This is a genomic window from Haloferax gibbonsii ATCC 33959, from assembly GCF_000336775.1.
Lineage (GTDB): Archaea > Halobacteriota > Halobacteria > Halobacteriales > Haloferacaceae > Haloferax > Haloferax gibbonsii.
The window spans coordinates 44,904-69,619 of record NZ_AOLJ01000022.1 but is presented as its reverse complement, the minus strand read 5'-3'; the positions used below and the strand labels follow the sequence as shown (position 1 = coordinate 69,619).

25 protein-coding genes are annotated in these 24,716 nt (G+C 67.5%); 13 read left to right on the top strand and 12 right to left on the bottom strand.

Annotated elements, in window-relative coordinates; all coding sequences use genetic code 11:
• Positions 1-68 precede the first annotated feature (68 nt).
• Positions 69-1,001 carry an FKBP-type peptidyl-prolyl cis-trans isomerase gene (locus tag C454_RS14215; protein WP_004976719.1) on the bottom strand — a complete coding sequence of 311 codons (933 nt, stop codon included), beginning with the start codon at positions 999-1,001 and terminating at the stop codon, positions 69-71.
• Positions 1,002-1,156: 155 nt separating this feature from the next.
• Between C454_RS14215 and C454_RS14210 the strand changes: the two genes are divergently transcribed.
• The 4 genes from C454_RS14210 to C454_RS14195 are packed head-to-tail and all read left to right on the top strand — an operon-like array spanning position 1,157 to position 4,041.
• Positions 1,157-1,624, top strand: coding sequence for a hypothetical protein (locus tag C454_RS14210; RefSeq protein WP_004976716.1), 468 nt, complete (start codon positions 1,157-1,159; stop codon positions 1,622-1,624).
• A 1-nt stretch (position 1,625) separates the two neighbouring features.
• Positions 1,626-2,336 carry a DUF7546 family protein gene (locus tag C454_RS14205; RefSeq protein WP_004976714.1) on the top strand — a complete coding sequence of 237 codons (711 nt, stop codon included), beginning with the start codon at positions 1,626-1,628 and terminating at the stop codon, positions 2,334-2,336.
• Positions 2,333-3,757: a hypothetical protein gene (locus C454_RS14200; RefSeq protein WP_004976713.1), complete on the top strand. Its 1,425-nt coding sequence runs from the start codon at positions 2,333-2,335 to the stop codon at positions 3,755-3,757. The genes C454_RS14205 and C454_RS14200 overlap by 4 nt, the downstream gene beginning before the upstream one ends.
• The gene (locus C454_RS14195) at positions 3,754-4,041 is read left to right on the top strand and encodes a DUF7410 domain-containing protein (protein ID WP_004976710.1); all 288 of its coding nucleotides are present in this window, start codon (positions 3,754-3,756) and stop codon (positions 4,039-4,041) included. The genes C454_RS14200 and C454_RS14195 overlap by 4 nt, the downstream gene beginning before the upstream one ends.
• 14 nt (positions 4,042-4,055) lie before the next feature.
• Here the strand turns inward: C454_RS14195 and C454_RS14190 are convergent, their stop codons facing one another.
• From C454_RS14190 to C454_RS14160, 6 genes are all read right to left on the bottom strand, one after another.
• Positions 4,056-4,271 carry a hypothetical protein gene (locus tag C454_RS14190; protein ID WP_004976708.1) on the bottom strand — a complete coding sequence of 72 codons (216 nt, stop codon included), beginning with the start codon at positions 4,269-4,271 and terminating at the stop codon, positions 4,056-4,058.
• Between the two features lie 441 nt (positions 4,272-4,712).
• Positions 4,713-4,946 carry a hypothetical protein gene (locus tag C454_RS14180; protein WP_004976704.1) on the bottom strand — a complete coding sequence of 78 codons (234 nt, stop codon included), beginning with the start codon at positions 4,944-4,946 and terminating at the stop codon, positions 4,713-4,715.
• Positions 4,943-5,203 carry a cytochrome C oxidase subunit IV family protein gene (locus C454_RS14175; RefSeq protein ID WP_004976702.1) on the bottom strand — a complete coding sequence of 87 codons (261 nt, stop codon included), beginning with the start codon at positions 5,201-5,203 and terminating at the stop codon, positions 4,943-4,945. Before C454_RS14175 ends, C454_RS14180 begins: the two co-directional genes overlap by 4 nt.
• A gap of 10 nt (positions 5,204-5,213) precedes the next feature.
• Positions 5,214-7,775, bottom strand: coding sequence for a cbb3-type cytochrome c oxidase subunit I (locus C454_RS14170; RefSeq protein WP_004976700.1), 2,562 nt, complete (start codon positions 7,773-7,775; stop codon positions 5,214-5,216).
• Positions 7,772-8,548, bottom strand: coding sequence for a cytochrome c oxidase subunit II (gene coxB, locus C454_RS14165; RefSeq protein WP_004976692.1), 777 nt, complete (start codon positions 8,546-8,548; stop codon positions 7,772-7,774). Before coxB ends, C454_RS14170 begins: the two co-directional genes overlap by 4 nt.
• Before the next feature lie 183 nt (positions 8,549-8,731).
• On the bottom strand, positions 8,732-9,247 hold the full coding sequence (locus C454_RS14160; RefSeq protein ID WP_004976689.1) for a DUF6789 family protein: 516 nt from the start codon (positions 9,245-9,247) through the stop codon (positions 8,732-8,734).
• A 114-nt stretch (positions 9,248-9,361) separates the two neighbouring features.
• Between C454_RS14160 and cyaB the strand changes: the two genes are divergently transcribed.
• Entirely contained in the window at positions 9,362-9,919 is a 558-nt protein-coding gene (gene cyaB / locus C454_RS14155) for a class IV adenylate cyclase (RefSeq protein ID WP_004976687.1), read from the top strand.
• A 127-nt stretch (positions 9,920-10,046) separates the two neighbouring features.
• Positions 10,047-11,255: a methionine adenosyltransferase gene (locus C454_RS14150; protein WP_004976683.1), complete on the top strand. Its 1,209-nt coding sequence runs from the start codon at positions 10,047-10,049 to the stop codon at positions 11,253-11,255.
• A 60-nt stretch (positions 11,256-11,315) separates the two neighbouring features.
• On the opposite strand, the gene ppk1 is transcribed toward C454_RS14150, so the two are convergent.
• Positions 11,316-13,850 (bottom strand): polyphosphate kinase 1, encoded by a 2,535-nt coding sequence (gene ppk1 / locus C454_RS14145; RefSeq protein ID WP_004976679.1) that lies wholly within the window; start codon positions 13,848-13,850, stop codon positions 11,316-11,318.
• Positions 13,851-14,104: 254 nt separating this feature from the next.
• On the opposite strand from ppk1, the gene thiI reads away from it, so the two are divergent.
• The 3 genes from thiI (at position 14,105) to C454_RS14130 (ending at position 16,230) form a co-directional block, all read left to right on the top strand.
• A complete protein-coding gene (gene thiI, locus C454_RS14140) occupies positions 14,105-15,280 on the top strand; it encodes a tRNA uracil 4-sulfurtransferase ThiI (RefSeq protein ID WP_004976676.1) in 1,176 nt (391 codons plus the stop codon).
• A gap of 200 nt (positions 15,281-15,480) precedes the next feature.
• Complete coding sequence (locus tag C454_RS14135; protein ID WP_004976672.1) at positions 15,481-15,735, top strand: hypothetical protein; 255 nt, start codon at positions 15,481-15,483, stop codon at positions 15,733-15,735.
• Between the two features lie 42 nt (positions 15,736-15,777).
• Complete coding sequence (locus C454_RS14130) at positions 15,778-16,230, top strand: DUF5804 family protein (RefSeq protein WP_004976670.1); 453 nt, start codon at positions 15,778-15,780, stop codon at positions 16,228-16,230.
• Between the two features lie 21 nt (positions 16,231-16,251).
• On the opposite strand, the gene C454_RS14125 is transcribed toward C454_RS14130, so the two are convergent.
• Positions 16,252-17,172 carry a PLP-dependent cysteine synthase family protein gene (locus tag C454_RS14125; protein ID WP_004976666.1) on the bottom strand — a complete coding sequence of 307 codons (921 nt, stop codon included), beginning with the start codon at positions 17,170-17,172 and terminating at the stop codon, positions 16,252-16,254.
• 128 nt (positions 17,173-17,300) lie between these two features.
• Here C454_RS14125 and C454_RS14120 point away from each other — a divergent pair, with 128 nt between their 5' ends.
• Together C454_RS14120 and C454_RS14115 are read left to right on the top strand one after the other, a co-directional pair.
• Positions 17,301-17,681, top strand: a complete 381-nt coding sequence (locus C454_RS14120) for a thioredoxin family protein (RefSeq protein ID WP_004976664.1) — start codon at positions 17,301-17,303, stop codon at positions 17,679-17,681.
• Between the two features lie 106 nt (positions 17,682-17,787).
• The gene (locus tag C454_RS14115) at positions 17,788-18,558 is read left to right on the top strand and encodes a hypothetical protein (RefSeq protein WP_004976661.1); all 771 of its coding nucleotides are present in this window, start codon (positions 17,788-17,790) and stop codon (positions 18,556-18,558) included.
• 14 nt (positions 18,559-18,572) lie between these two features.
• On the opposite strand, the gene C454_RS14110 is transcribed toward C454_RS14115, so the two are convergent.
• On the bottom strand, positions 18,573-20,702 hold the full coding sequence (locus tag C454_RS14110; protein WP_004976659.1) for a thioredoxin domain-containing protein: 2,130 nt from the start codon (positions 20,700-20,702) through the stop codon (positions 18,573-18,575).
• A 177-nt stretch (positions 20,703-20,879) separates the two neighbouring features.
• Here C454_RS14110 and purD point away from each other — a divergent pair, with 177 nt between their 5' ends.
• Both purD and C454_RS14100 read left to right on the top strand, forming a co-directional pair.
• Positions 20,880-22,166: a phosphoribosylamine--glycine ligase gene (purD, locus tag C454_RS14105; protein WP_004976657.1), complete on the top strand. Its 1,287-nt coding sequence runs from the start codon at positions 20,880-20,882 to the stop codon at positions 22,164-22,166.
• 89 nt (positions 22,167-22,255) lie between these two features.
• Positions 22,256-22,798 carry an acyltransferase gene (locus C454_RS14100; protein ID WP_004976655.1) on the top strand — a complete coding sequence of 181 codons (543 nt, stop codon included), beginning with the start codon at positions 22,256-22,258 and terminating at the stop codon, positions 22,796-22,798.
• A gap of 36 nt (positions 22,799-22,834) precedes the next feature.
• On the opposite strand, the gene C454_RS14095 is transcribed toward C454_RS14100, so the two are convergent.
• Together C454_RS14095 and C454_RS14090 are read right to left on the bottom strand one after the other, a co-directional pair.
• Entirely contained in the window at positions 22,835-23,866 is a 1,032-nt protein-coding gene (locus C454_RS14095; protein ID WP_049905192.1) for a sensor histidine kinase, read from the bottom strand.
• 119 nt (positions 23,867-23,985) lie between these two features.
• Positions 23,986-24,603, bottom strand: a complete 618-nt coding sequence (locus C454_RS14090; RefSeq protein ID WP_049905191.1) for a hypothetical protein — start codon at positions 24,601-24,603, stop codon at positions 23,986-23,988.
• Positions 24,604-24,716: the final 113 nt, after the last annotated feature.

The window sequence follows — 24,716 nt, the reverse complement described above, 5'->3', positions numbered from 1 at the left end:
CGAGGCGGTCGGAAGGCGAGTATCAAGAAGCCGCCGATTCGCCGAGACGGCGAGGGCGGCGGACTCGCTTACTCTTCGTCGGCGTCGAGTTCCGCGGCGAGTTCGTCGGCGTCGATGTCGACGTCCTCGATGGCCTCTTCGATGTCGGCGCCGCCCGCGCCGCCCATCATACCGCCGAGGCCGCCCATGCCGCCCATGCCGCCCTCGATGGTCTCCTGGACGATGACGCGGTCGATGTCCAGCCGCTGCATGATGTCCTGCGCGATCTGCTGCTTGGAGAACATCCACTGCTGGTTCATCGTCATCTGGGGCGTCGCCTCGATGTAGAGCGTGTCCTTCTCGACGGTGACGGTCTCCGTCTCGGGCTCGGCGTCCTCATCCTCGTCGTCGTCGGACTCGACGACCTGCTCCTCTTCGACCTCGTCCGTCTGAATCCAGACTTCGGGGGCCTGCTGGAGGTACATGCCGAGGAGGCCGGAGGCCTGCTCCTCGCGGTCGTCGACGAGTTCGAGCACTTCGTACTCGTATTCGAGGTCCTCGCCGGCGAGGGGGTGGTTGAAGTTGACGCGGGCGCGACCGCCGATGATGGTCTCCAGACGGCCCTGCTCGCCGTCGATGGTGACCTGCGCACCGGGGTAGCGGTCGTCCTCGTCGATCTTGTTGGCGCTGACCGTGCGCACGTCGTCCTCGTCGTACTCGCCGAAGGCGTCGACCGCCGGAATCTCGACGGTCCCCTCGTCGCCGGCCTCGGCGCCGATGAGTGCCTCGTCGACCTCGGGGAAGACGTGGCCGGCACCGACGATGACGACGCGGGGCTCGAACTCGTAGCCCTCGACGTCGATCTCGGCCTCTTCGGCCACTTCTTTGTCCGTCGTGTCGACGACGTCGCCGTCCTCGATCGTTCGCACCGTGTACGCGAGGCGGACGAAGTCGCCGTCCTGAATACCGGACTCGACCTCTTCATCGACCTGCTCGGCCTCCGCCTGCTGTTCGTCGCTCATACACGCTACGTGACTCGTGCGACCCTTAAGAATCACGTTTCGCCGCCGCGACGCGTTCGAGGCGGCCGACGCACGGGAACTCGACCCCGAGGGCCGCTGTGGGGTCGAATCGCTTATATCATTGTCAATAGTTATAGAAAACGAGGCGTGTTCACATGGCACAGACTGGCTTGTTCCTCGGGTTCGTCCTCGGCGTCGTACTGCTGGCGCTCACCGTGTTTCTGACCGGCCGCGGCTGGCGACACTACTCCGTCACGAGCGTTCCGACTCCGACCGGCGGGGGTTCGGCGGGGAGCGGGAGCGGAAGCGGAAGCGACTCGCGTCGCTGGGCCGACGACCCGACGGTGCTGTCGCTCGTCTTCGTCCTCGCGGCGCTCGGCTTCGGCGCGATGGCGGTGCTGTTCGTCGGCGGGAGCGCCATCCCCGAGAGCGTGACGAACGTCGCCGGACCGGCGCTCGTCGCCGGGACGCTCGGGGTCGTCGTCGCGTACCTCTTCTACGGGACGTACCACGCCGCGCGGGGGCGCGGGCTGGCGCGGTCGCAGGCGGCGCTCCTCGGGTCGTGGGTCCTCGGCCTGCTGTTCATCGTCGGCGTCGCCCTCAGGTTGGTGGGCCTCCTCTGAGATGGCGACCTCGTACGCGGGGCGACTCGACCCGCGACACGCGCCGCGGTTGTGGTGGCTCGCGGCGCTCTGCTGGGTCGAGGCGCTCGCCGTCGGGGCGTACCTCTACGCCGCGCCGGAGCGCGTCGAGAGCCTCCGGTACCTGTTCTACCCGTTCGTCTGGATAACCGTCGGCGCGGCGGCCGTTCTCTGGACCGACCCGCCGCGAGCGAGCGGCCGAGCGCGACTCGCCGCCGGGGGAGTCGCCGTCGCGTACTTCGTGACCCTCGCGTCGCTGGCCGGGTTGGTGTCCGTTGACTTCGCCGCGCTCCTCGGCGGGAGCCACGGACACGTCGCGACCGCGCGGCACCCGACCGGCTGGCAGTTCTCGCTCGCCGCGCCGGGGTGGGGTCCGCGGGTCGGCTACGCCGGCGAAGTCGTCTCCGGGACGTTCGTCCCGTACCGCGTCGCCGGCTACCTCGCGCTCGCGTACCTCGTCTACGCCGCGGTCCTCGACGCGGCGAAGAGCGCGCTCTCGGGGGCGCTCGGGCTCGTTTCGTGTGTCGGCTGTACCTTCCCGCTCGTCGGCGGTCTGGTCGCGGGCGCGGCCGGCGGCACCGGCGTCGTGAGCGCACTCCGGGCGCTTTCGGTCGACATCTCGACGCTGGTGTTCGTCGTCGCCGCGGCCCTACTCGCGTTCGGACCGTCGCTTGCGGAGCGGGCGCGACGATGAGCGAGCGCGACGGCTCCGCGGTCGGCGTTGCGGTTCGACGCGGTGCCGTCTGGACAGTCGCGCTGGCAGTCGCGTCGCTCACCTTTTCGGCTCCGGCGCTCGCGCACGCCGGCTCGCTGGCCGGGTCGCTCCGCTCGGTTCCGGCCCCGTTCTGGCTCGTCGTCGTCTCCGGCGGCGGCGTCGTCTGCGTCTCCTTCCTGCTGTCGGCGTTCGTCACCGACGACGAGACGCTCGACGCCTTCGAGCGGGTCGGCGTCCGAATCAGAGGACTCGCCGGGGCCGTCGCAACCGCGGCGGTCGCACTCAAACTACTCGGCGTCGCCGCGCTCGTCCTCGTCGTCGGCTTCGGGCTGTTCGGACCGCCCGTCGGCATCGCCAACCTCGGCGTCCTGCTCGTCTGGGTCGGCTGGTGGGCCGGATTCACGATGGTCACCTACCTCGTCGGGAACGCGTGGCCGCTCGTGAACCCGTGGCGGACGCTCGGCGCGGCGCTTCGAGGTCGGTTCAGGGAGACGTTGGGGCTGTCGCGGTCGTACCCCGACCGGCTCGGGTCGTGGCCGAGCGTCGCCGGCCTGCTCGGACTCGTCTGGCTGGAGGTCGTCAGCCCGCTCGCGGCGGACCCGCGGGCGCTCGCGGCCGTGGTCGTCGCGTACAGCCTGCTTACTGTCGGCGGCGCGGTCGTCTACGGCGACGTGTGGTTCCGCCGCGCCGACCCTGTCGCTCGGGTGTTCCGGCTGTACGGCCTGCTCGCTCCGGTCCAGCGGGGCGACGACAGCGGCCTCTCGGTTTCGGTTCCCGGCGCGGGACTGGCGCGCGCCCGCGAGCGACTGGGAGCCGACGACGTGGCCTTTGTCGTCGCGCTCCTCTGGGTGACGACGTTCGACGGCCTCGTCGTCACCGTCGCGTGGGGTCGCGTCCTCGACGCCGCGGCTCCGGTTCCCGCGTGGCTCGCGAACCTCGTCGGAATCGTCGCCGGCTTTCTCGTCTTCCTCGGCGGCTACCGGCTGGCGGCGCGAGTCGCCCGCGGAACCGCCGACACGTACGTGACCGTCGGCTTCGTCGCCGGTTGGTTCGCGCCCGCGTTGGTCCCCATCGCCGCCGGCTACCACCTCGCGCACTTCCTCGGCTACGTCGTCGGCCTCGCGCCCGCGCTGGTCGCGGTCGCGGCCTCGCCGCTGTCGCCGCCCGCGAACCCCTCGGTGCTGGTCGTTCCGGCGTGGTTCGGCGGCCTCCAGTTGGCGTTCGTCGTCCTCGGTCACCTGCTTTCGGTGTGGGTCGCCCACGCCCGCGCGTTCGACCTCTTTCCGGGTCGCCTGCAACCGCTCCGGAGCGAGTACCCCTTCGTCGCCGTCACGGTCGGCTACACGATGGCGAGCCTCTGGGTCGTCGCCCAGCCGACGGTCGGGGGTGTCGCAGGGTGAACCGCGAGAAATCGGCCGTCGTCCCCGAGACCGTCGTCCCCGGCGGCGAGACCGCGGCGGCGACGTGTCCCTACTGCGACCGCCCGTTCCGCCGGGAGCGACTCCGAGACCTCCACGTCGGCGACGCGCACGAGGGACTGAGTGACGGCGAAGCCGCGGCGTACGAGGCCGCGGTCGAGGCAGAGGACGAAGAGCTGTTCGTCTATCACCTGAAGGTCGCTGGCGCGCTCGGAGTGGTCTTCACGGCGCTGTTCCTGCTCGCGGTCGTCGGGTTCAGCCTGTGACGGGGCCGGAGAGTTCAGGCGTGACCGCTGTCCCCGCCGTGTTCACCTTCGGCGGGGTCGGGCAGGCGCATCACGACGCCGGTGAGGACGCCGACGCCGGCCAGCGCGACGACGCCGCCGACCACGACGAACGATTCGCTTGCGCCGACCGCCTCCGAGCCGAGGAGGACCGCGAGTCCGAGGACGACTGCTCCGAAGGCGGCCGCGAGTGCGACGGTAGTCCGATTCATGCGTAGTGTTACCACGGCAGAGTCAAAGAAGGTACGTGCGAGTGCGGAGGAGGAAAAAGAGATTCTGTCGAAGCCCTCAGTTACGGATGGTTTTCTGCGGTCGTGCTGAATAGAGGGCGCTTAGTTATCGGCAGACAGTTCGTCTCTTTTCACGAGGAGCACTATCGCCATAACCACCGCAAATGTCGTGTGTGACATCCTCAGAGTGTTGGTATCAACTACATCCGAAAACTGAGTTAACACGATAACGAACGCGGAACCATAGAGTAGACACGGAACAATGAGGTAAACGGTAAGCGCCCTGTTTCGTTCCATACCGACTTATTTCTCCGACAGAACGTATATTCGCCGGAGATACGTGTGTTCCCTGTCTGTATCACACAGTTCTATCAGCTTCTAACGAGTTCGACAGAGCCACAGAAAGAGACGAATAGCGCCCAGTCAGGCCGCGTTCTCGCCGGTCGTCGCGGCGGCGACGACGAGCGCGAAGACTGCCACCGCGAGCACGAGACCGGGACCGACGACGAGCGGGTCGGTGAGTCCGCCGGGCGCGACGCGGGTCATCATGACGGTCACGCCGACGCCGACGGGGACCGAAAACAGGAGGGCGTAGCCGACCGCAGTGAGGGTTTCGCGGGAGCGCCAGTGGGGATGGGAGTCGGCTCGCACGGTCACAGGAGCGAGTACGACGCCGCGAGCGTGAGCGCCAGCGCGGCCACGAGGCCGATGCCGACCAGATACGTCAGCGAGCGCGGCTCGAACCGGAGGTGCTGGAAGTACGCCGCGACCAGCACCGCCTTCGCGGCCGACAGGACCATGATGACGCCGAAGGCCAGCCAGTAACTCAGCCCGGCGAACTCGACCAGCACCTGGACGGTCGCCGAGACGAACAACACCGCGTAAATCGCCGTATAGAGTTTCGTTGATACCATTTCTGTCACCTCACAGGATGTAGAACAGCGGGAACAGGAACAGCCAGACGATGTCGACGAAGTGCCAGTAGAGGCCGAAGTACTCCACCGAGCGGCTGTCTTCGAGGTACGCGCCCCGCCAGGCGCGCGCGGTCAGGTACAGTGCGACGACGAGCCCCGCGATGACGTGAGCGGCGTGGAGGCCCGTCGTGAGGAAGAACGTCGAGGCGCGGACGTTCGTCGAGAGCCACAGCCCCTCGTGGAACAGGTGCTGCCACTCCAGCCCCTTGTTGACGAGGAAGCCGATGCCGAGGACGAACGTGGCCCCGAGGCTCGTCACGAGCCCCCACTTGTGTTTCTTCTCGGCCGCGACGAGCGCGAGCACGACCGTGAAACTGCTCGTGAGCAGGATGTAGGTGTTCACGAGCCCGGGAATCGGGTCCGACGGAATCGGCTCCCAGCCGGTCCAGCCGAAGGCGACCCGGGTGAACACGTAGGCCCCGAGGAAGCCGCCGAACAGCACCACGTCGGACGCGAGGAATATCCACATCCCGACCTTGCCGTTGTCGATGCCGGCGAAGGGCCACGCCTCGCCCTCCTCGAAGACCGGGCCGTGGAACGGTTCGAGCCCCATGGCGACGAGCGACCCGAGGGTGACGACGCCGCCCGCGACCGCCGTGGTCGCGTAGGCGGCCCCGACCATCCCCTCGGGGAACGCGGCGTCTTGGAGCGGCGAGAGGCCGAGGAGGACGAGGAACGCGCCGGCCGAGAGGACGAACGGCCAGATGCTCGCGTGACTCGGTCCCTCGACTTCGGTCGCTTCGGCGGTCGGCAGTTCCGCGTCCGCGGTGACCGCTCTCGTCGCCGACGCGGTGACGCCGCCGTCGGAGACGGCCGCACCGGTCGGCCCGCCGGAACGCTCCTCGCTCGGCGCGACCTCGCCGTCGTCGATGAATTCGAGGTGGCCGTCGCGGTAGGTCGGCGTCCCGTCGAAGTTCTCAAGCGGCGGCGGCGACGAGACGGCCCACTCGGCCGTGGTCGCGTACTCCCACGGGTTGTCGGGCGCGGGGTCGCCGACGAAGGCGCTCTTGAACAGGTTGTAGAACATGATGAGGAACGACAGCCCGAGGACGAACCCGCCGACGGTGGCGAGCTGGTGCCACGGCGCGAGTTCGGGCGCGTAGTCGAACACGCGGCGGGGCGTCTCCCACGCGACGAAAAGCGGGAAGTACAGCAGGTTGAAGCCGACGAAGTAGACGGCGAAGTGGAGTTTGCCGAGGAACTCGTCGTACATCCGGCCGGTCATCTTCGGGAACCAGTAGTAGAGGCCGCCGACGAGGGCCGTCACTCCGCCGACCATCACGTAGTGGAAGTGGGCGACGACCCAGTAGGTGCCGCGGAACTCGTAGTCGAGGACGACCGCGCCGAGGAAGACGCCGGTGATGCCGCCGATGATGAACAACAGGAGCGCCCCGAAGACGAACAGGAACGGCGTCGTGAAGCGTATCTTCCCCTTCAGCATCGTGTAGATGAGCGCGAACACCATCAGGTCGAACGGCAGGGAGATTCCGATAGTGGTGATCATGAACAGGGTCTTCACCTGCAGGTTGATGCTCGTCAGGAACATGTGGTGCATCCAGACGGCGAAGCTCTGGATGGCGACGAGCACCATCGCGAGGATGAACCACTTGCGGCCGACGATGCGGCGGCCGGGGAACGTCTGGAACACCTCCGCCATGACGCCGAGCGCCGGGAAGAAGACGATGTACACCTCGGGGTGGCCGAAGAACCAAAACAGGTGCGTCCACAGGAGCGCCCCCGCCGGCGACTCCATGGCGAAGTAGGTCGTCCCGAGCAGGCGGTCCGACGAGAGCACCAAGAGCGCCGCCAGAAGCGCCGCGAAGGCGAACAGCATCATCCACGCCGTCAGGAGAATCGTCCAGCTAAACAGCGGGACGTTCCGGAGCGTCAGCCCCTCGGCGCGCATTCGGTGCATCGTCGTCAGGAAGTTGACCGACGAGACGGTGACCGAGGCGACGAACAGCACGAGCGCCAGGACGGCCGTCGACGCCCCCACGTCCGGCGTGAACGTCGGGACGTTCAGCGGGGCGTACATCGTCCACCCGCCGGAGAACGTCCCCCCTTGGAAGAACGAGACGCCGAACAGGATGCCAGAAAAGAGATAGAGCCAGTACGACAGCGCGTTGAGCCGCGGGAACGCGAGGTCCTTCGCGCCGAGTTGGAGCGGGACGACGTAGTTGGCGAAGCCGAACGCGAACGGCGAGAGGAACCAGAACACCATCAACAGCCCGTGGGCCGAGACGGCCTGGTTGTACGCGACGGGCGCGAGAATCCCCTCGCCGAGCGCCCGCGGGGCGAGCAGTTGGATGCGCATCAGCCACGCGAGGACGCCGCCGAGCACGAGGAAGAAAAGCGACGTGACGATGTAGAGGATGCCGACGTCCTTGTGGTTCGTCGTGACGAACCAGCGCTTGATGCTCCCCGTGCCGGGGAAGTCGTGGTCGTCGCCGCCGCGGGCGACCTCGTGGCCCCCGTCGGCCGCGGCGTCCCCTCCGGGAGACGCGTCGGTCATGGGACCACCGCCGGTCGGAGACTCGATTTCGCGGCGACCGATTCATCGGCGCTCGACTCGCTCGCGGTCGCGTTATCCGCGGTCGTGTTCGCGTACCACGCCTCGTACTCGTCGGGCGGCATCACGATGACCTCGGCGGACATGTAGGAGTGGCCCGCCCCGCAGAGTTCGTAACACTGGGCGGTGTAGGTCCCGGGCTCGTCGGCGGTGAACCACGTCTCGGTCTCCTGGCCGGGGATGGCGTCGGACTTGACGCGTAACTCCGTGATGCCGAAGTTGTGGAACACGTCCGCGGTGGTAATCGTCAGCTGGACGGGCCGGTCAGCGGGGACCCGGAGCACGCCGTCGGTGGTATGGCCGTTCGGATAGGTAAAGCGCCAGCCGAACTGGTAGCCCTCGACCTCGACGTCGAGCGACTCGGCGTCGGAGGGGCCCTCCTCGACGTACAGGAGCGTCAGGTACGTCCACGAGACCAGCGAGACGACGATTATCATGCTCATGAAAAACGAAGTGAACAGCTTTCGCCCGCCGCCGCTCCCCGACGGGAGTTCCCCGAGGACGAGGCGGTCCTCGTCGTCGATGTGACCGTTTCCGGAGCCGGAGCGATACTTGTACGCGTTGTAGAGCATGTACCCCACGACGACGACCCCGACGAGCGTCCCCAAGAGCAGGAACACCTCGAAGATGCTTTCGAAGACGAACGTGCGCGTCCCTCGCGGGACCAACCCCGACTGGAGCGGGAACGCGGCCGCCGGTACGAGTTCCGTGACCATTGATAACACCACCCAAATAGTATAATTAACGTTCGTGATGATTATTGTTTCGGAGAAGTCGGTGGTGACCGGCCTCGAACGGACGTTTCCGGTCGCTCGGCGAAAGAAGAGAACAGAACGGACGGCGGTCGGGGTCGCGGGCGACGGTGGACGACGGAGAGCCCGACCGCCGGCGACGCCCGGTCAGACCTCGTGTTGCGGGATGCCCGCGAACAGGTCGAGCAGGTAGCCGAGCGAGAGGCCGTACACCCAGTGGGCCAGAAGCGAGAACACGAGGAACGAGAGGATGACGAACGCGTCGGCCTGCGGCCAGAACGCCGGCACGAACCCGACCCAGTAGAGCGTCGCGAACGACACGCCGCGGAGGTACTCCGGCGACTCCGGCGGGAGGAACGCCCCGACGACGACGAACGTCACCGGGAGGACGATGACCCCGCCGATGCCGAAGAGGAACGCACCGAGGGCGAGCGTCGGTTCGTAGCCGAAGAACGCCGCCATCCCGGCGAATCGCGTAATCGGCCCGGTCGTGAAGAGGCCGAGGAGTTCGGGGATGCCGACGAGGACGGGGAGCATCAACACCGTCCCGACGAACCCGCTCGCCATCGCGGTGAGGATGACGCGACCCGTGATTTCGTAGTCGGCGGCCTCGCCGACGCGCTGTTCTACTGCGGTGGCCGGGTTCGGCGTCTCTTGGCTCATACTCCCGTCGTACTACGCGGTCTTGCATGATAAAAGGTAACAAATACCTCGATACTGAGGGGTCGCCGGCGCGAGTCACCGAGGTTTTTGCCCCCCGGACGCGCCGGTCGAAGCATGTACGAAGTCGAGGTCAAGGTGCGCGCGGACCACGACGCGGTTCGGGAGCGACTCGACGCGACCGAAGCCGAGCAGGTCAACCGCGTCGCCCAGACGGACACCTACTACGACGCCCCGCACAGGGACTTCGCCGAGACCGACGAGGCGCTTCGACTCCGGCGCGAGTCGCGCTACGAGGGCGGCGACCTCGCCGACGAGGAGACCGTCGTCACCTACAAGGGACCGCTCGTCGACGAGTCGTCGAAGACCCGCCGGGAGTACGAGACGGGCGTCGAGGACGGCGAGACGATGGACGCCATCTGCGAGGCCGTCGGTTTCGACTCCGCCGCGACCGTCGAGAAGGACCGCGAGCGGTTCGCCCTCGACGGCTACACCGTCTCGCTCGATTCGGTGGCGGGACTCGGCGAGTTCGTGGAGGTCGAAGTCGAGGTCGAGTCCGGCGTCGACGACGCCCGCGAGGGGGCGTTCGCCGTCCTCCGCGACCTCGGTCTCGACCCCGACGACCAGATTCGGACCTCCTACCTCGGGATGCTGCTGGGCGCGCCCGAGGAGTAGTCGGGTCGTCGGCTCCCGCAGGCGTCCGTTCTCTCGGCAGATACTGCCCGAGCATACTCTCAGGTAATACGAGTGTGGCCAAAGGTTTCCGCAAGTTATAGAACCGCCCGCCGGGTACGTCCCGCCAATGAGCGACCGAAATATCCGCCTCGAATCCGCCGACAAGCGCGCGGTCGAGGACCAGGAGGTCGAAATCGTCGAGCGAAAGGGCATCGGGCACCCTGACTCCATCTCCGACGGTATCGCCGAGAGCGTCTCCCGCGCCCTCTCGAACCTCTATCTCGACCGCGTCGGCAAGGTGCTTCACTACAACACCGACGAGACCCAGCTCGTCGCCGGCACGGCCGCGCCCGCCTTCGGCGGCGGCGAGGTCATCGAACCCATCTATCTCCTCATCGTCGGCCGCGCCACGAAGGAGTACGACGGCGAGAAGATTCCCGTGGATTCGACGGCGCTCCGGGCCGCCCGCGAGTACCTCAACGAGAACATCCCCGGGCTCGACGTGGGCACGGACATCATCGTCGACGTGAAGCTCGGCGAGGGCTCCGGCGACCTCCAGGACGTGTTCGGCGAGGAGACCCAGCAGGTCCCGATGGCGAACGACACGAGCTTCGGCGTCGGCCACGCCCCCCTGACCGAGACGGAACAGATCGTCCTCGAAGCCGAGCGCGCCCTCAACGGCGCGGCCTACGGCGACGACCACCCCGAACTCGGACAGGACATCAAGCTCATGGGCAAGCGCGAGGGCGACGTCATCGACGTGACCGTCGCCGCCGCCATGGTCGACAAACACATCGAGGACATCGACGACTACGTCGCCGCCGTCGACGACGTCCGCGAGTTCGTCTCCGAGCTCGCCACCGACTACACCGACCGCGAGGTCAACGTCGAGGTCAACACCGCCGACGACTACGAGGAGGGCTCCATCTACCTCACCACGACCGGCACGTCCGCCGAGCAGGGCGACGACGGCTCCGTCGGCCGCGGCAACCGCGCCAACGGCCTCATCACGCCGAACCGCCCGATGAGCATGGAGGCGACCTCCGGCAAGAACCCCGTCAACCACATCGGGAAGATTTACAACCTGCTTTCGACCCACATCGCCGAGACGGTCGTCGCCGAGGTCGACGGCATCCGCGACCTGCAGGTCCGCCTGCTCTCGCAGATCGGCCGCCCCATCGACGAGCCGCACGTCGCCGACGCGAAAGTCATCACGGACGAGGGCGTCACCGTCGCCGACATCGAAGACGAGGTCGTCGCAATCGTCGACCGCGAACTCGCGAACGTGACCGACATCACCCGTCGGACCATCGAAGGCGAACTCAGCACGTTCTAATCGGCGCGACTCGCAGGGCCGCGAAAACAGGACACCGCTTCGCCCGCGAGGGCGGTGCGATTATTCCTCGCCGTAGTACTTTTCGACCAGTCGCGCGGCCGCCTCGGCCGTCTTCCGGTAGTCGCGGTCGCCGTCCGGCGTCCGAACCGCGTACTCGTAGTGCCGACTGCTCGGCACGTACCACTTCTCGGGGAAGTCGTCGAGGACGTGCTGCGGGTCGCCGTTCTTCGGCGCGCCCGTGCCCGCCTCAACGGTGGGTTCGGTTGCGGATTCGGTGGCGGCGCCGGCGACGGCTTCGATGTCGCTCTCGTCCCCGGCTTCGGCCTTATCCTCGCCCTCGTCCGCATCCGCAGTCGCCGCGCCGTCTCGGGGAGCCATCACGGACGGGTCGGACTCCACGAGGAGCGTCTCGGGCACGTCGGGGTGCGACGCCGAGATACCCCGGTGGACGCCGGGAGTGTTCGACCCGCCGAGCGTCTGTTCCATCAGGATTCGCTGCATGCTAATCTCGTGGCCGTCGCCCGGGTCGCGCTGGTCGTAGGTGCCGTCGGCGTTCATCTCCCACGCCTTCCGGTTGTCCGCGAAACCGAGTTCGAGGATGAACCGCAACTGTTCGCGGATGTCGGTGTCCTCGACGGGCGCGACGGCCTCGACGCGCTTGTCGAGGTTGCGGGTCATCCAGTCCGCGGAGCCGATGTAGTAGTCGGGGTCGCCCGCGTTCTCGAAGTAGAAGATGCGGGAGTGTTCGAGAAAGCGGTCGACGACGCTCCGGACCGTGACGGTCTCCGAGACGCCCTCCAGACCGGGGCGGAGCCGACAGATGTCGCGGACGAGCAGGTCGATGTCGACGCCGGCCATCGAGGCCTCGTACAGTTCCTCGACGATACCGGGGTCTTCGAGCGCGTTCATCTTGGCGACGATGCGGGCGTCGCGGCCGGCGCGGGCGTGTTCGGCCTCCCGGCGGATGCACTTCGTGAACTCGTTTCGCATCGTCACGGGCGCGATGAGGAGCTTCCGGAACTCCTCGTCCAGCGAGGGGCCGGTGAAGAAGTTGAACACCTTCACGAGGTCCTGCCCGATGTCGCGGTCGGCGGTGAGGACGCCGAGGTCGACGTAGCCCTTCGCGGTCCCGGAGTGGTAGTTCCCCGTGGCGACGTGGGAGTAGAGGCGGACGCCGTCTTCCTCCTCGCGGACGACGAGCGCGGTCTTCGTGTGCGTCTTCAGCCCGATGGTGCCGTAGGCGACGTGGATGCCTTCCTCTTCGAGGCGGCGGACCCATTCGAGGTTGTTCTGCTCGTCGAACCGCGCTTTGAGTTCGACCATCGCCGCGACCTGCTTGCCGTTGTCGGCGGCGTCGATGAGCGCCTCGATGATTTTCGAGTCCGACGCCGTCCGGTAGATGGCGGCCTTGATGGCCAGCACGTTGGGGTCGTTGGCGGCCTCGTCGAGGAACTCCTGGACGGTGTCGCCGAACGAGTGGTACGGGTGGTGCAACAGCACGTCCTTACGGCGAATCTCGTCGAAGATGGTGTCGCCGTCCTCGGCGGCTGTCTCGGGGGGAGACGCGCCCGAGCCGATGCCCGCGTCGGTCGCGTCGAGGTCCGAAAACCGCGGGTGCGGCTGCGGCGTCCACGACTCCAGCGAGAGGTCCGGCCGGTCGAGGTCCGTGAGGTCCATCAGCTCGCGGTAGTCGAGCGGTCCGCGGAGTTCGAACACCTCGCGGTCGGCGAGGTCCAACTGCTCGACGAGGAGGTCCCGCGCCGCCTCGGGCGCGTCGGCCTCGATTTCGAGGCGGACGACGGTGGCGAAGCGGCGCTGTTCGAGCACCTCCTCAATCATGTCGATGAGATCCTCCGCGACCTCCTCGTTCCGGCGAACCTCGGCGTTCCGGGTCAGCTTGAACACCGCGGTGTCGACGACCTCGACGTTCGGGAACAGGAGGTCGAGGTTGGCGCGGATGACCTCCTCTAAGAGGACGTACCGAAGCTCGTCGCCGTCGGTCTCGACTTCGACGAGTCGCGGGCGGTTCTGCGGAATCTTCACGCGCGTGAACGTCTGGTCGCCGTCGTCGTCGCGGGTGACGACCGCGAGCGAAAGCGAGAGGTTCGAGATGAACGGGAAGGGGTGCGCCGGGTCGAACGACAGCGGGGTGAGCGTCGGCAACACCGAGAGTTCGAAGTAGTCGCGCATCTCCGCCCGCTGGTCGGGCGTCAGCTCGTCGTAGTCGCAGACGCGGATTCCCGCGTCGGCGAGCGCCGGCCGAATCTCCTCGCGGTAGCACGCCGCCTGTCGCTCGAACATGGGGCGGGCCTTGTCGATGGCCTCCTCCCACTGCTCGCGGGGCGTCCGGCCGTCGGTCGTCCGCTCCGTCACGCCGGCGTCTATCTGCTGTTTCAGCCCGCCGACGCGCTTCATGAAGAACTCGTCTAAGTTCTTCGTGAAGATGGACAGAAAGCGGACCCGTTCGAGAAGCGGGTTCCGGTCGTCGAGCGCTTCGTTGAGCACGCGGGACTGGAACTCCAGTTCGCTCAGCTCGCGGTTGAGATAGTACTGCGGGGCTGCGAGGTCGATATCGGCTGGCGACTCGTCGGTCATTGGCATCGAGTGGGCATCGAGGTGGCGGCAGTTGTTCGTCGAGAGCGGCCGCGGGGCGGTCGGCGGTTGTACGAGAGGGAAACGGGGTGAAATCTATTAAGCGGTTTATATTGTTTCGCCGTCTGTCTACGGTTCAGTAAATTGTACTATGTACAGATATATAACACTAATAGCGACGGAGGGAGTCGCGTCGAGTCGGGCGCGGACGCCCCGCGAAACGAGACGCTGAAGGGTTCCCGCGGAGAACGTCGACCGTGAATCAGACGGCGCACGTCGTCCTCGTCGGCTACGGCGAGGTGGGCACGAAGAGTTCGAGCGTCCGGGCGAAGATGGAGGCCAGACTGCGGACGAACCTCCAGGCGGTCCTCGACGACCGCTCGCTTCCGGGCCGCGTCGAGCGGGAGTGGTCCCGCCTGCTCGTCCGCGACGCGGCCGACGCCGACGCCGTCGCGGCCGCCTGCGCCGAGGTGCCGGGCGTCGTCTGGGCGCGCCCCTGCGTCGCCTGCGACCCCGTCCTCGACGACATCGTCGCGACCTGCCGAACCCTCGCGTCCGACCACCCCGACGGGGCGAGTTTCGCCGTCGACGCCGACCGCGTCGGCGACGCCGACCAACACGGGTTCACCAGTTCCGACCTCGAACGCGAGGCCGGGAGCGCCGTCGTCGACGCGACCGGCGCGCCCGTCGACCTCGACGACCCCGACCGATCCTACCGAATCGAGTGCCGCGAGGAGACGGCCTATCTCTCCGTGCGGCGGTTCGACGGGCCCGGCGGACTCCCGCTCGGGACGCAGGGCCGAGCCGTCTCGCTCGTCTCCGGCGGCATCGACTCGCCGGTGGCGACGTGGGAGCTGATGCGCCGGGGCTGCGAAATCGTCCCCGTCTACGTCGACCTGGGCGACTACGGCGGTGCGGACCACCGCGCGCGAGCCATCGAGACCGTGCGGACCATCGCCCGCCGCGCCCCGAACGCGGACATGCGGGTCCACGTCGTCCCCGCCGGCGACGTGGTCGAGCGACTGATGGAGACCGTCGAGGACACCCGGATGCTCTCGCTTCGGCGCGCGATGCTCGCCGTCGCCGCCGAGGTCGCCACCGACGAGCACGCCCACTCAATCGTGACCGGGGAGTCGCTCGGTCAGAAGTCGAGCCAGACCGGCGAGAACCTCGCCGTCACCGAGGCCGCGGTCGACTACCCCGTCCACCGCCCGCTTTTGACCCGCGACAAGACCGATATCGTCGCGGCCGCCCGCGACCTCGGCACCTACGACGACTCGACGCTCCCGGTCGGTTGCGAGCGCGTCGCACCGAGTTTCCCCGAGACGAACGCCTCGCTGTCGGCCGTCGAGGCCGCGGAACCCGACGACCTGTTCGACCTCGCGGCCGAGGCCGCCCGCGAACGCGTCGTCGTGTCCCCCGACGGCGACTGAGCGCGGGAGCGCGAGGTGGAAGCCGCCGGCGAGAGGCCCGAAGCGCGGCCCGTCGTCAGGCCCACCGAGGTGCGGTACCGACGCACATACGAACCGTGCAAACGACCAACATAGTCACGATTCTTCAAACGTTTAGATTCGTTTCGAATGAACAATTGCACAAAAATGGCTTTATTTACCGTGAGCGCTAGGGTTCTCTCATGTCGAAAACATCGCATCCCGGTCACGGCCGCCCCGGCCCCGAGTGGCGCGTCAGCCACCGGGCGTCGCGGACCGACTGGAGCGACACCGTCGAGCGGTGCGCGGCCTGCCGCGCCCGCGTCGACATGAGCGAAGCCCACTACCAGGTCCTCCTCGAGCGGGACATCGATAAGCCCGGTAAGATAACCCTCGAACGCGAGCGCGTCGTCTTCTGCGACGAGTCCTGCGCCGCCGAGTGGGAATCGACCGCCTGAGTACCGGAACCGCTTTACCGAGTCCGGACCCTCCCTCTCGACGTGACGCAGGTCTGTATCGTCGGCGCGGAGGACGTCCACCTCCAGTACGAACTGCTGTCGCGCGACACCGCCCGCGCGGCGCTTTCGACCTACGACATCGCAGAACCGTTCGACAACTCGCTTTCGGTCGACACGGTGAGCCTCGGCGCGGCCGTCTCGCTTCTCAACGACCTCAACTGGTATCTCGTCCGTTTCGCCGACTTCTCGCTGGTCCGCGAGCCCTCCGTCTCGCCCGACGAGTGGCTCTCTCGCGACCTCGCCCGACAGATTCGAGACGGGGCGGTCCAGCCGGAAGACACCGGCGACCACCTCGCCATCTACGGCGTCGAAGACGGCCGCCTCGTCGAGCCGATGTACGTGACGCGCGTCGACGGCTCGGTCCCCGACTACGACCTCAGAGACGTGGAGCGAACGCTCGTCGTCAGAGTCGCGGAAGACGAGTTCGGTCGGTGAGAGCCGGCCGTCGAGAGACCGCTATTCCTCGGCGTCGAACATCCCGGTGGACATGTAGCGCTCGCCGGAGTCCCAGAAGACCGTCACGACGAGCGGTCGGTCTTCCTCGTCCGCGTCGGGGTCGGCGAGTCGCTCGGCGACGCGCTTGGCCGCGAGGAGCGACGCGCCCGACGATTGCCCGACGAGGATGCCTTCCTCGCGGGCGAGGCGACGACACTCGGCCTCGGCGTCCGCGAGTTCGACGATTTCCACGTCGTCGATGAGGTCGGTGTCGAGGTTGGGGCTGACGAAGCCCGGCCCCATCCCCTGGAAGTCGTTGTTGCCGACCTCGTGGCCCGAGAGGACGGCGCTCTCGGCGGGTTCGACGCCGACGACGCGCATCGAGGGGAACTCCTCGACGAGGCGGCGGCCGTTGCCCGAAATCGTGCCGCCGGTGCCGATGCCGGCGACGAGGGCGTCGATGCGGCGGTCGCCCACCTGTTCGAGAATCTCCTCGGCGGTCGTCCGGTAGTGCGCCTCCGGGTTCGCGGGGTTCTCGAACTGCCGGAGTTGGTACATGCCCTCGGCTTCGAGTTCGTCGGCGCGCTCTTTCGCGGCGGAGATGTCGCCCTCGACGAGTTCGATGGTCGCCCCGTAGGCGCGCATGATTTCGCGGCGCTCGGGCGACATCGAGTCCGGCATGACGATAGTCAGGTCGTAGCCCTTCGCCGCCGCGACGACCGCGAGTCCGATACCGGTGTTCCCGGACGTGGGTTCGACGAGGTGGTCGCCCGGCGAGATGTCGCCCGCCTCCTCGGCCGCCTCGACCATCGCCAGCGCGGGGCGGTCCTTCGCCGACCCCCCCGGGTTCTTCGACTCTATCTTCGCCGCGATTGTCGACCCCTCGGGGGAGTCGACGCGGACCAGCGGCGACCCGATAGCGTCGAGGATACTGTCGTCCATCGACCCTCCGTTGACGGTGCGACACTAAACGACTGGCGGAGGCGGACGATACGGCCACCGTCTCGGGGCGGACGGCGAGCCCCGCCGCGAGCGCACCCGTTAAATCCGCGCGGCCGGTACGCCCTCCCATGGCCGAAGCCGAGACGCTCGAAACGATGCAACCGAACCCCGCGTGGGACGCGGCGTCCTACCCCGACGTGGTCGACGCCCTCGCGGCCGAAGACTACACGTTCAAAGTCTGGGGCGGCGACTGGTGCGGCGACTGCCGCGGACAGCTTCCCGACTTCGCGGCGGCCCTCGACGCCGCCGGCGTCCCCGCCGAGCGAATCGACCACTACCCCGTCGAGAAGGCCGACGACGGCTCGAAGGTCGGCCCGCTCGTCGAGGCGTACGACATCGAACTCATCCCGACGGTCGTCGTCGAACTCGACGGCGAAGAGGTCGCCCGCTTCGTGGAGGAAGAAGACGTTCCGATTGCGGCCTACCTCGCAGAGCGGCTCTCGAACTGAGCGTCGGTTCGAATTCTCTGTTCTCTTGACCCGCCGAAACCGTGATACGACACCCGTGGGTACGGCGATGCGATGCGACGAGCGCAGTTGTCGCGGGAGTCGGAAGATGCCTGAGAAACGCGGTGGGGACGCGGGTGAGCGCCCGAACGACGGTGACGAACCGCGGCACTATCTCCTCGACAGCGACGACTACCGCCGCGACCTCGTTCCGGTGTTCTCCGAAGCCGTCCCCGTCGCAAGCGCGGTTCGGGTGGAACTCGACGAGAGCTGTCTCGACGGAGCGTACGGAGAAGACGACATCGAGCGATGTGTCGAGGCGCTCACAACCGTCGAAGCACTCGACCCCGAGCGCCCGGACGACGGGACCCGCGTCTTCCCTCTCGACCGCGACGGCGAGGACGCGCTGTTCGCGCTTCTCGACGTCGCGACGACGATGGTCGGGGAGAACTTCGTGTTTCGTCTCACGCTCCTCGACGACCGCGGGGACGACCTGCTCACGACGATTCCCCACGAGTCGATGCTCTGGGGCGAGTCGCCGCCGCTCCCCGAGGGGACCGTGGCGTCAGTTCAGGAACTGCTCGCCGACCGGGTCGGTCTGTTCGTGGCGTCGACGGTCCACGAGCGCTGGGAGACCGACGACCACGCCTACCGCTTCGACACCACGGCTATCGTGCAATCGACGCTGGACGAACGACGGAGTCGGACCCACTGTTCCGCGCTCTCGGCGCGGGGTCTCGACGTCGTCGACGGAACGACGCTCGTCTTCGACACGCCGACGGGTGAGAAAGTCGTCCCGTGCGTGACCCGCGAGCGCGCCGAACGAGTCGCAAACACGGTGCGGTCGTTGCGGTGGCGGTACGACGGGACGCGGCTCTGAGTCGGCGGACCTGCTTAGTTGTCGTTGCCCGCGCCTGCGGGTTCGCCCGCCGTGAACCACGCCAGCGCCTCGTCGAGGTCGTGGGTCGGCGCGGAGCAGGTGAAGTTCTCGCAGGCGTAGACGGTCGGTTCGCCGTCGGCCGCCTCGCGGCCGGCCCAGATTGGCGGGGCCTCGTCCAGTCCGAGCTCGTCAAGCCACGCGTCGAGTTCCTCGTCGGTGCCGGGGCGGCGGGAGACGACGAGGCCGGGGAGGTACCGCGAGGCGAGCGTCTCGCGCCACTCGTCGGGCACCTCGTCGGCCGCGATGGTGAGTTCGGGGACGCCGCTGGCGGCCTTCTCGGCGGCGAGCGCGAGCGAGACGTGTTCGAGCGGGCTGCCGCGGACGCGGTTGGCGAACGACCCGAGGACCGCGTCCGCGACGCCGCCGAAGTCGGCGTCCGGCGCGAACTGTTCGAGGTCCAAGAACAGCGACGTGGCGACGCCGAGGCTCGACGGCGTGGACTGGTCGGTCGGCTCCTGCGGCCGGGTGACGAGCGATTCGCCGCTCTCGGGGGTGAAGTAGAGCGTGCCCGCGTCGGCGTCGTAGAACTCGCGGCGGGTCGCCCGCGCGAGGTCGAGCGCGAACGAGAGCGGGGCGAGGTCGCCGGTCGCCTGATAGAGGTCGAACGCGCCGCGCGCGAGGAAGGCGTAGTCTTCGAGGTAGCCGTCGCCTTTCACCTCGCCGTTCATCACGCGCCGCGAGAGCGTCTCGGTCTCGTCGTCCCAGAGGCGCTCGCGCACGAAGTCGAGGGCCCGGCGGGCGTCGGAAGCGAGCGAGTCGTCTTCGAGGACGACAGACCCCTGCGCGAACGCCGAAATCATCAGGCCGTTCCAGCCGGCGAGGACCTTCTCGTCGCGGGCGGGGCGCTCGCGCCCCTCGCGGGCGGCGAACAGGGCTTTCCGGGCCTTTTCGAGGCGGTCTTCCACCTCGGATTCGTCGAGCTCGTACTCCTCCGCGAGTTCGGCGGTCGTCGCCGAGACGTTCAGGACGGTCGTCTTGCGCTCGAAGTTGCCGCCGGGCGTGACGCCGTAGCGGTCGCAGAAGAGATCGGCGTCGAGTTCGGGGAGGAGGTCGCGCACGTCGTCGGGCGTCCAGACGTAGAAGGTGCCCTCCTCGCCGCCGGACTGGGCGTCGAGGGTGGCGAAGAAGCCGCCGTCGTCGTGGGTGAGTTCCCGTCGGACGAACTCGAACGTCTCGGCGGCGACGGTCGCATAGGACTCGTTGCCGGTGAGTCGGGCGGCGTCGAGGTACCGCGAGGCGAGGCCGGCCTGGTCGTACAGCATCTTCTCGAAGTGCGGGACGGTCCACTCGCGGTCGACGCAGTAGCGGTGGAAGCCGCCGCCGAGGTGGTCGCGGAGGCCGCCGTTGGCCATCGCGTCGAGACTTTGCCGCGCCACGTCGAGCGCCTCGCGGCGACCGGTGACCGCGTAGCCGCGGAGCAGAGCGTCGATGCGACCGGGTTGGGGGAACTTCGGCCCGTCGCCGCCGAAGCCGCCGTGGTCGCGGTCAGCCCCGCGGAGAGCCGCCTGCACAGTGCTGTCGAGGACGTCCGAACCGGGGGCTTCGCCGGGTACGTCGGGCGTCTCCTCCAGTCGGTCGGTGATGGCGCTCGTCCACTGCTCGGCGCGGTTTTCTATCTCGTCGCGGTCGGTCCGCCACGACTCGGCGAAGCTCTCGACGAGGTCGCGGAATCCGGGCGCGCCGCGGCGGGGTTCCGGCGGGAAGTAGGTGCCGACGAAGAAGGGCTTGCCCTCGGGCGTGAGCCAGACGGAAAGCGGCCAGCCGCCGCCGCCGGTGACGAGCTGACAGATGGTCTGGTAGATGCGGTCGAGGTCGGGGCGCTCCTCGCGGTCGACTTTCACGGGGACGAAGTGCTCGTTGAGCACCTCGGCGATGTCTGGGTCCGAGAAGCTCTCGTCGGCCATGACGTGACACCAGTGGCACGCCGAGTAGCCGACCGAGAGGAAGATGGGCTTGTCCGCCTCGCGGGCGGCGTCGAGCGCCGTCTCGTCCCACGGTTGCCAGTTGACCGGGTTGTCGGCGTGCTGGCGGAGGTACGGGCTCTGCTCCTCGTCGAGTCGGTTGCGTCCCACCGGTTCGGACATGCGTCGCAGTCGGCGCTCCGGGAACTAAAGCGGCGTGGAGACGGCCGACGCGGCCGACTCGGGGAGCGGGTCGGACGGCGAGTCCCGTTCGTTCGCGACCGTGCATAACCACAATCGTGCCCATTTCGTCGCCGATAAAGAGCAATCTTTACACTCCCGTGCGCAGGGTATGCGACCATGAGCGAGACCGTCCTTCTCGTCGGCGGCGGCGGCCGCGAGCACGCGATTGCCCGCGCGCTGGCCCCCGACTGCGACCTGTACGCCTGCGCCAGCAACCGAAACCCCGGCATCGCCGCCCTCGCCGAGGACTTCGAGACGATTTCGGAGACCGCCGCCGAGGACATCGTCGCCTACGCCGAGTCGGTCGGCGCGACGCTCGCGGTCGTCGGCCCCGAGTCCGGCCTCGCGGCGGGCGTCTCCGACGCCCTCGACGACGCCGGCGTCTACACCTTCGGCCCGCAGGCGGCCGAGGCGCGCATCGAGACGGACAAGGCGTTCCAGCGGCAGTTCATGCGCGACGAGGAGATTCCGGGCAACCCCGACTTCGCCACCTTCGACGACATGGAGGCCGCCTGCGACTACATCGACGACTACGACGGCGACCTCGCGGTCAAGCCCGCGGGCCTCACCGGCGGCAAGGGCGTGAAGGTCATCGGCGACCAGGTGACGCCCGAGGAGGCGAAGGCGTACCTCCGCGACTCGGACTACGAGCGCGTGGTCCTCGAAGAGCGCCTCGTCGGCGAGGAGTTCACGATTCAGGCGTTCGTCGCCAACGGCGAGTTCCGCGTCAGCCCCGCCGTGCAGGACCACAAGCGCGCCTACGAGGGCGACGAGGGACCGAACACCGGCGGCATGGGAAGCTACACCGACGTGACGCCCTCCCTGCCGTTCATGGCCGACGGCGACTACGAGGCCGCGGTCGAGGTCATCGAGGCCGTCGTGGAGGCGCTCCCCGACTACAAGGGCATCCTCTACGGCCAGTTCATGCTCACGACCGAGGGCCCGAAGGTCATCGAGTTCAACGCCCGCTTCGGCGACCCCGAGGCGATGAACACCCTGCCGGTCCTCGAAACGCCCTTCATCGACGTGCTCACGGCCGCCCGCGAGGGCGAGTCGCTGCCCGAACTCGACTTCGCCGAAGCCGCCACGGTCTGTAAGTACGCCGTCCCCGAGGGCTACCCGACGGACCCCGAAGCCGGCGCGGAAATCACGGTCGAGGTGGACGAGGACGCCGGCGCGCTGCTGTTCTACGCGAGCGTCGACGACCGCGAGGACGGCCTCTACACGACGACCTCCCGTTCGTTCGCCGTGGTCGGCGTCGCCGACAGCATCGCCGAGGCGGAGGAACTCGCGGAGGACGCGCTCGCCGACGCCGGCGAGGGCTTCCACATCCGCCACGACATCGGCACGGCGGCGCTCGTCCAGCGTCGCATCGACCACATGGCCGAACTCCGCGGCGAGTAAGCGGCAACCGACCACCGAGACCGATTTTCTGATTCTCTCGTCGCCGCCGCGGCGAGGGCGCTTTTACCCTCGCGGCCCAATCGACGGACGTGACCGACGACGATGCCGCACCGGCGGACGGCGACGCCCGCCGACACGACCGAATCCAGCACCACCCGACGCCCGGCCCGCGGAACTCGCTGCAGTACTGGACCGACGCCAAGCCCGTCTGGCGCGTGATGCTCAACTACGTGTTCGTCCTCGTCGCCCGCATCGCGCCGTCGCTCCGGGTCAGAAACTGGGCGCTCCGGCGCATCGGCGTCACCGTCGGGGCGGGCGTCTCGTGGGGCCTCGAAGCGACCCCCGACGTGTTCTGGCCGGAACTCGTCACCATCGAAGACGACGCCATCATCGGCTACGACTCGGTCATCCTCTGTCACGAGTTCCTGCAGGACGAGTACCGGACCGGCGAGGTCGTCGTCGGCGAGCGGGCCATGATAGGCGCGAAAGCGACCGTCCTGCCGGGCGTCCGCATCGGCGAGGGCGCGCAGGTCGCGGCGAACTCGCTCGTCACGCGCGACGTGCCCGCGGGTGAGACGGTCGCAGGGGTTCCCGCGAGACCGATGTCCGGGGACGAGACTGGCGGAGAGTAATCGGTCGTCGTCGCGACCCGCGGGCTGCGGTCTGCGTCAGTCGTCGACCGTGGACTGTTCCTGGAGACGGACGCAGAAGACCGCGCCATCGCCGTCTTCCCGGTCTTCGACCCAGATGGTGCCGTTGTACGACGAGATGACGTTGTCGGCGAAAAAGAGGCTGATTCCCGTGCCGTGGTGCAGTTGGTCGTACTCCTCGCGGCCGAAGATGAGGTCGCGGTGCTCCTCGGGGACGCCCGGGCCGTTGTCGGCGACGCGGACGATGACGAAGCCGCCGTCGCGGTCGGCCGAGACCTCGACCCGCGGGGTCTCCTTGTCGTTGTGCATGACCGCGTTTTCCAGCAGACACTCGATTGCCTCGCCGAGGAGGTCGTCGCCGACGACCTCGACCTCGGGGAACGACCCGAACTCGAACTCGGCGTCCGGGAACTCTATCATGGCGTCGACGATTTTGTTGTTCAACACCACGTCGAGACGGACCGGGTGGTTGGACACGTCGTGGGAGCGTTCGAGGTGCTCGCGGAGGTCGCGGGCGCGCTCGGACTTGTGGACGATTTCGAGGACCTTCTCCTGGACGAGGTCGAGTTCCTCCAGCGCCTGCTCGTCGTCGATTCGGCTGGCCACCTGCTGGGGGTAACCGTAGACGACGTTGAGTTCGTTCCGCAGGTCGTGCCGGAGGAGGCGGTTGAGCACCTCCGAGGCGTTCTCGTAGCGGCGCTGTTTGGTCGTGTCGACGAAGAAGGCGAGAAACCCCTCAACGTCGCCGTCGACGACCATCGGGCTGGCGAACCCCTGCCCGTAGACGACCTGCTGGTCCTTCCGCCGCGCCATGAACTCCCCGGACCACGTCTCGCCGGCGATCATCTGCTCGACGATTTCGTAGTATATCTCCTCGTCGGCGGCGATGAGTCCGACCGACTCGCCGACGATGTCGTCGTAGTCGTAGCCGAGGAACTCCAATCCGGCGTCGTTAATGTCACGAAAAGCGAAATTCGTATCCGCAATCAACATGGGGATATCCGCACTTCGGAAAGCCTCGCGATACAGTTCCGGGTCGGTATCCTCCATGTTCGGTCTGCAGAGATAATTCTACCACCAATACTTATTTTCGGCGGTCGTTTCACCACCGAAAATATATCATCTATATATCACAAACGGCGTTCGTTTATGCCTGGTTTATGACCCCTTTATGACTCGTCTCTGAGGTCGAACAGCCGTTGGTAATAGTGTGCGACGATGTCGATTGCGGAAGAAACATCGCGCTCGGGGCTCTCTCGGACCCACTCGTCGTGACGGGTGACGCCGACGACGAAATACTGTGCGAGGTTATCGATGGTTTTTCCGTCTGCCGAGGGGGCCATCCGTGCGACTTTGATGCGGTGGGCCCGCCGAGCGACGGTCTCCCAGCCGTCGACTTCCTGTCCGTGGAGTCGCCAAAAGCGGGTGTGGAGCGTCGCGTATTCCGGATTTATGTCGAGTTCGTCACAGACGGTGCCGAGGAGTTCTCGAACGTCCCGCCACCGCGGGTCGTCGTTTATCGCGTCCGACTCGGAGTCGTCGGGAACGGACGAGACGAACGCTCCGGGCGGGACGTCGTGTTCGAAGCAGGCGTCGAAGGCGTCTCGGTTTTCGATTTCGTCCTGGAGGAAGAGCGCGCGCATGAACAGTTCGCCGGCGTGCTCGGCGCGCTCGGCGGGAACGTCGGGAAACTCGGCGACGAACGCCTCGGACATATGATGTACCGCACGCTCCGCGGCGGTCATCGCGGCGTCGAAGTCGCAGCTGAGAAGATGTGTCTCCCGCATATCCTGAAAGTGAAACCCTCGGAGTAGCGTCTCTGCAACCTCAAACGCTCGGGTTGAGGGGGCAGTAACGTCGAGGGTGGGGAGGTTCTCCGTCATCGTCTTCAGGGGGAGCC

What these genes read in the sequence shown, in the direction of transcription:
- C454_RS14150 (WP_004976683.1), top strand. Translation starts at nt 10,047, where the DNA reads ATGAGCGACCGAAATATCCGCCTCGAATCCGCCGACAAGCGCGCGGTC.
- coxB (WP_004976692.1), bottom strand. Translation starts at nt 8,548, where the DNA reads ATGGTCACGGAACTCGTACCGGCGGCCGCGTTCCCGCTCCAGTCGGGG.
- C454_RS14115 (WP_004976661.1), top strand. Translation starts at nt 17,788, where the DNA reads ATGCCTGAGAAACGCGGTGGGGACGCGGGTGAGCGCCCGAACGACGGT.
- C454_RS14200 (WP_004976713.1), top strand. Translation starts at nt 2,333, where the DNA reads ATGAGCGAGCGCGACGGCTCCGCGGTCGGCGTTGCGGTTCGACGCGGT.
- C454_RS14210 (WP_004976716.1), top strand. Translation starts at nt 1,157, where the DNA reads ATGGCACAGACTGGCTTGTTCCTCGGGTTCGTCCTCGGCGTCGTACTG.
- C454_RS14190 (WP_004976708.1), bottom strand. Translation starts at nt 4,271, where the DNA reads ATGAATCGGACTACCGTCGCACTCGCGGCCGCCTTCGGAGCAGTCGTC.
- C454_RS14170 (WP_004976700.1), bottom strand. Translation starts at nt 7,775, where the DNA reads ATGACCGACGCGTCTCCCGGAGGGGACGCCGCGGCCGACGGGGGCCAC.
- C454_RS14175 (WP_004976702.1), bottom strand. Translation starts at nt 5,203, where the DNA reads ATGGTATCAACGAAACTCTATACGGCGATTTACGCGGTGTTGTTCGTC.
- ppk1 (WP_004976679.1), bottom strand. Translation starts at nt 13,850, where the DNA reads ATGACCGACGAGTCGCCAGCCGATATCGACCTCGCAGCCCCGCAGTAC.
- C454_RS14135 (WP_004976672.1), top strand. Translation starts at nt 15,481, where the DNA reads ATGTCGAAAACATCGCATCCCGGTCACGGCCGCCCCGGCCCCGAGTGG.
- purD (WP_004976657.1), top strand. Translation starts at nt 20,880, where the DNA reads ATGAGCGAGACCGTCCTTCTCGTCGGCGGCGGCGGCCGCGAGCACGCG.
- C454_RS14090 (WP_049905191.1), bottom strand. Translation starts at nt 24,603, where the DNA reads ATGCGGGAGACACATCTTCTCAGCTGCGACTTCGACGCCGCGATGACC.
- C454_RS14215 (WP_004976719.1), bottom strand. Translation starts at nt 1,001, where the DNA reads ATGAGCGACGAACAGCAGGCGGAGGCCGAGCAGGTCGATGAAGAGGTC.
- cyaB (WP_004976687.1), top strand. Translation starts at nt 9,362, where the DNA reads ATGTACGAAGTCGAGGTCAAGGTGCGCGCGGACCACGACGCGGTTCGG.
- C454_RS14110 (WP_004976659.1), bottom strand. Translation starts at nt 20,702, where the DNA reads ATGTCCGAACCGGTGGGACGCAACCGACTCGACGAGGAGCAGAGCCCG.
- C454_RS14160 (WP_004976689.1), bottom strand. Translation starts at nt 9,247, where the DNA reads ATGAGCCAAGAGACGCCGAACCCGGCCACCGCAGTAGAACAGCGCGTC.
- C454_RS14125 (WP_004976666.1), bottom strand. Translation starts at nt 17,172, where the DNA reads ATGGACGACAGTATCCTCGACGCTATCGGGTCGCCGCTGGTCCGCGTC.
- C454_RS14205 (WP_004976714.1), top strand. Translation starts at nt 1,626, where the DNA reads ATGGCGACCTCGTACGCGGGGCGACTCGACCCGCGACACGCGCCGCGG.
- C454_RS14095 (WP_049905192.1), bottom strand. Translation starts at nt 23,866, where the DNA reads ATGGAGGATACCGACCCGGAACTGTATCGCGAGGCTTTCCGAAGTGCG.
- C454_RS14120 (WP_004976664.1), top strand. Translation starts at nt 17,301, where the DNA reads ATGGCCGAAGCCGAGACGCTCGAAACGATGCAACCGAACCCCGCGTGG.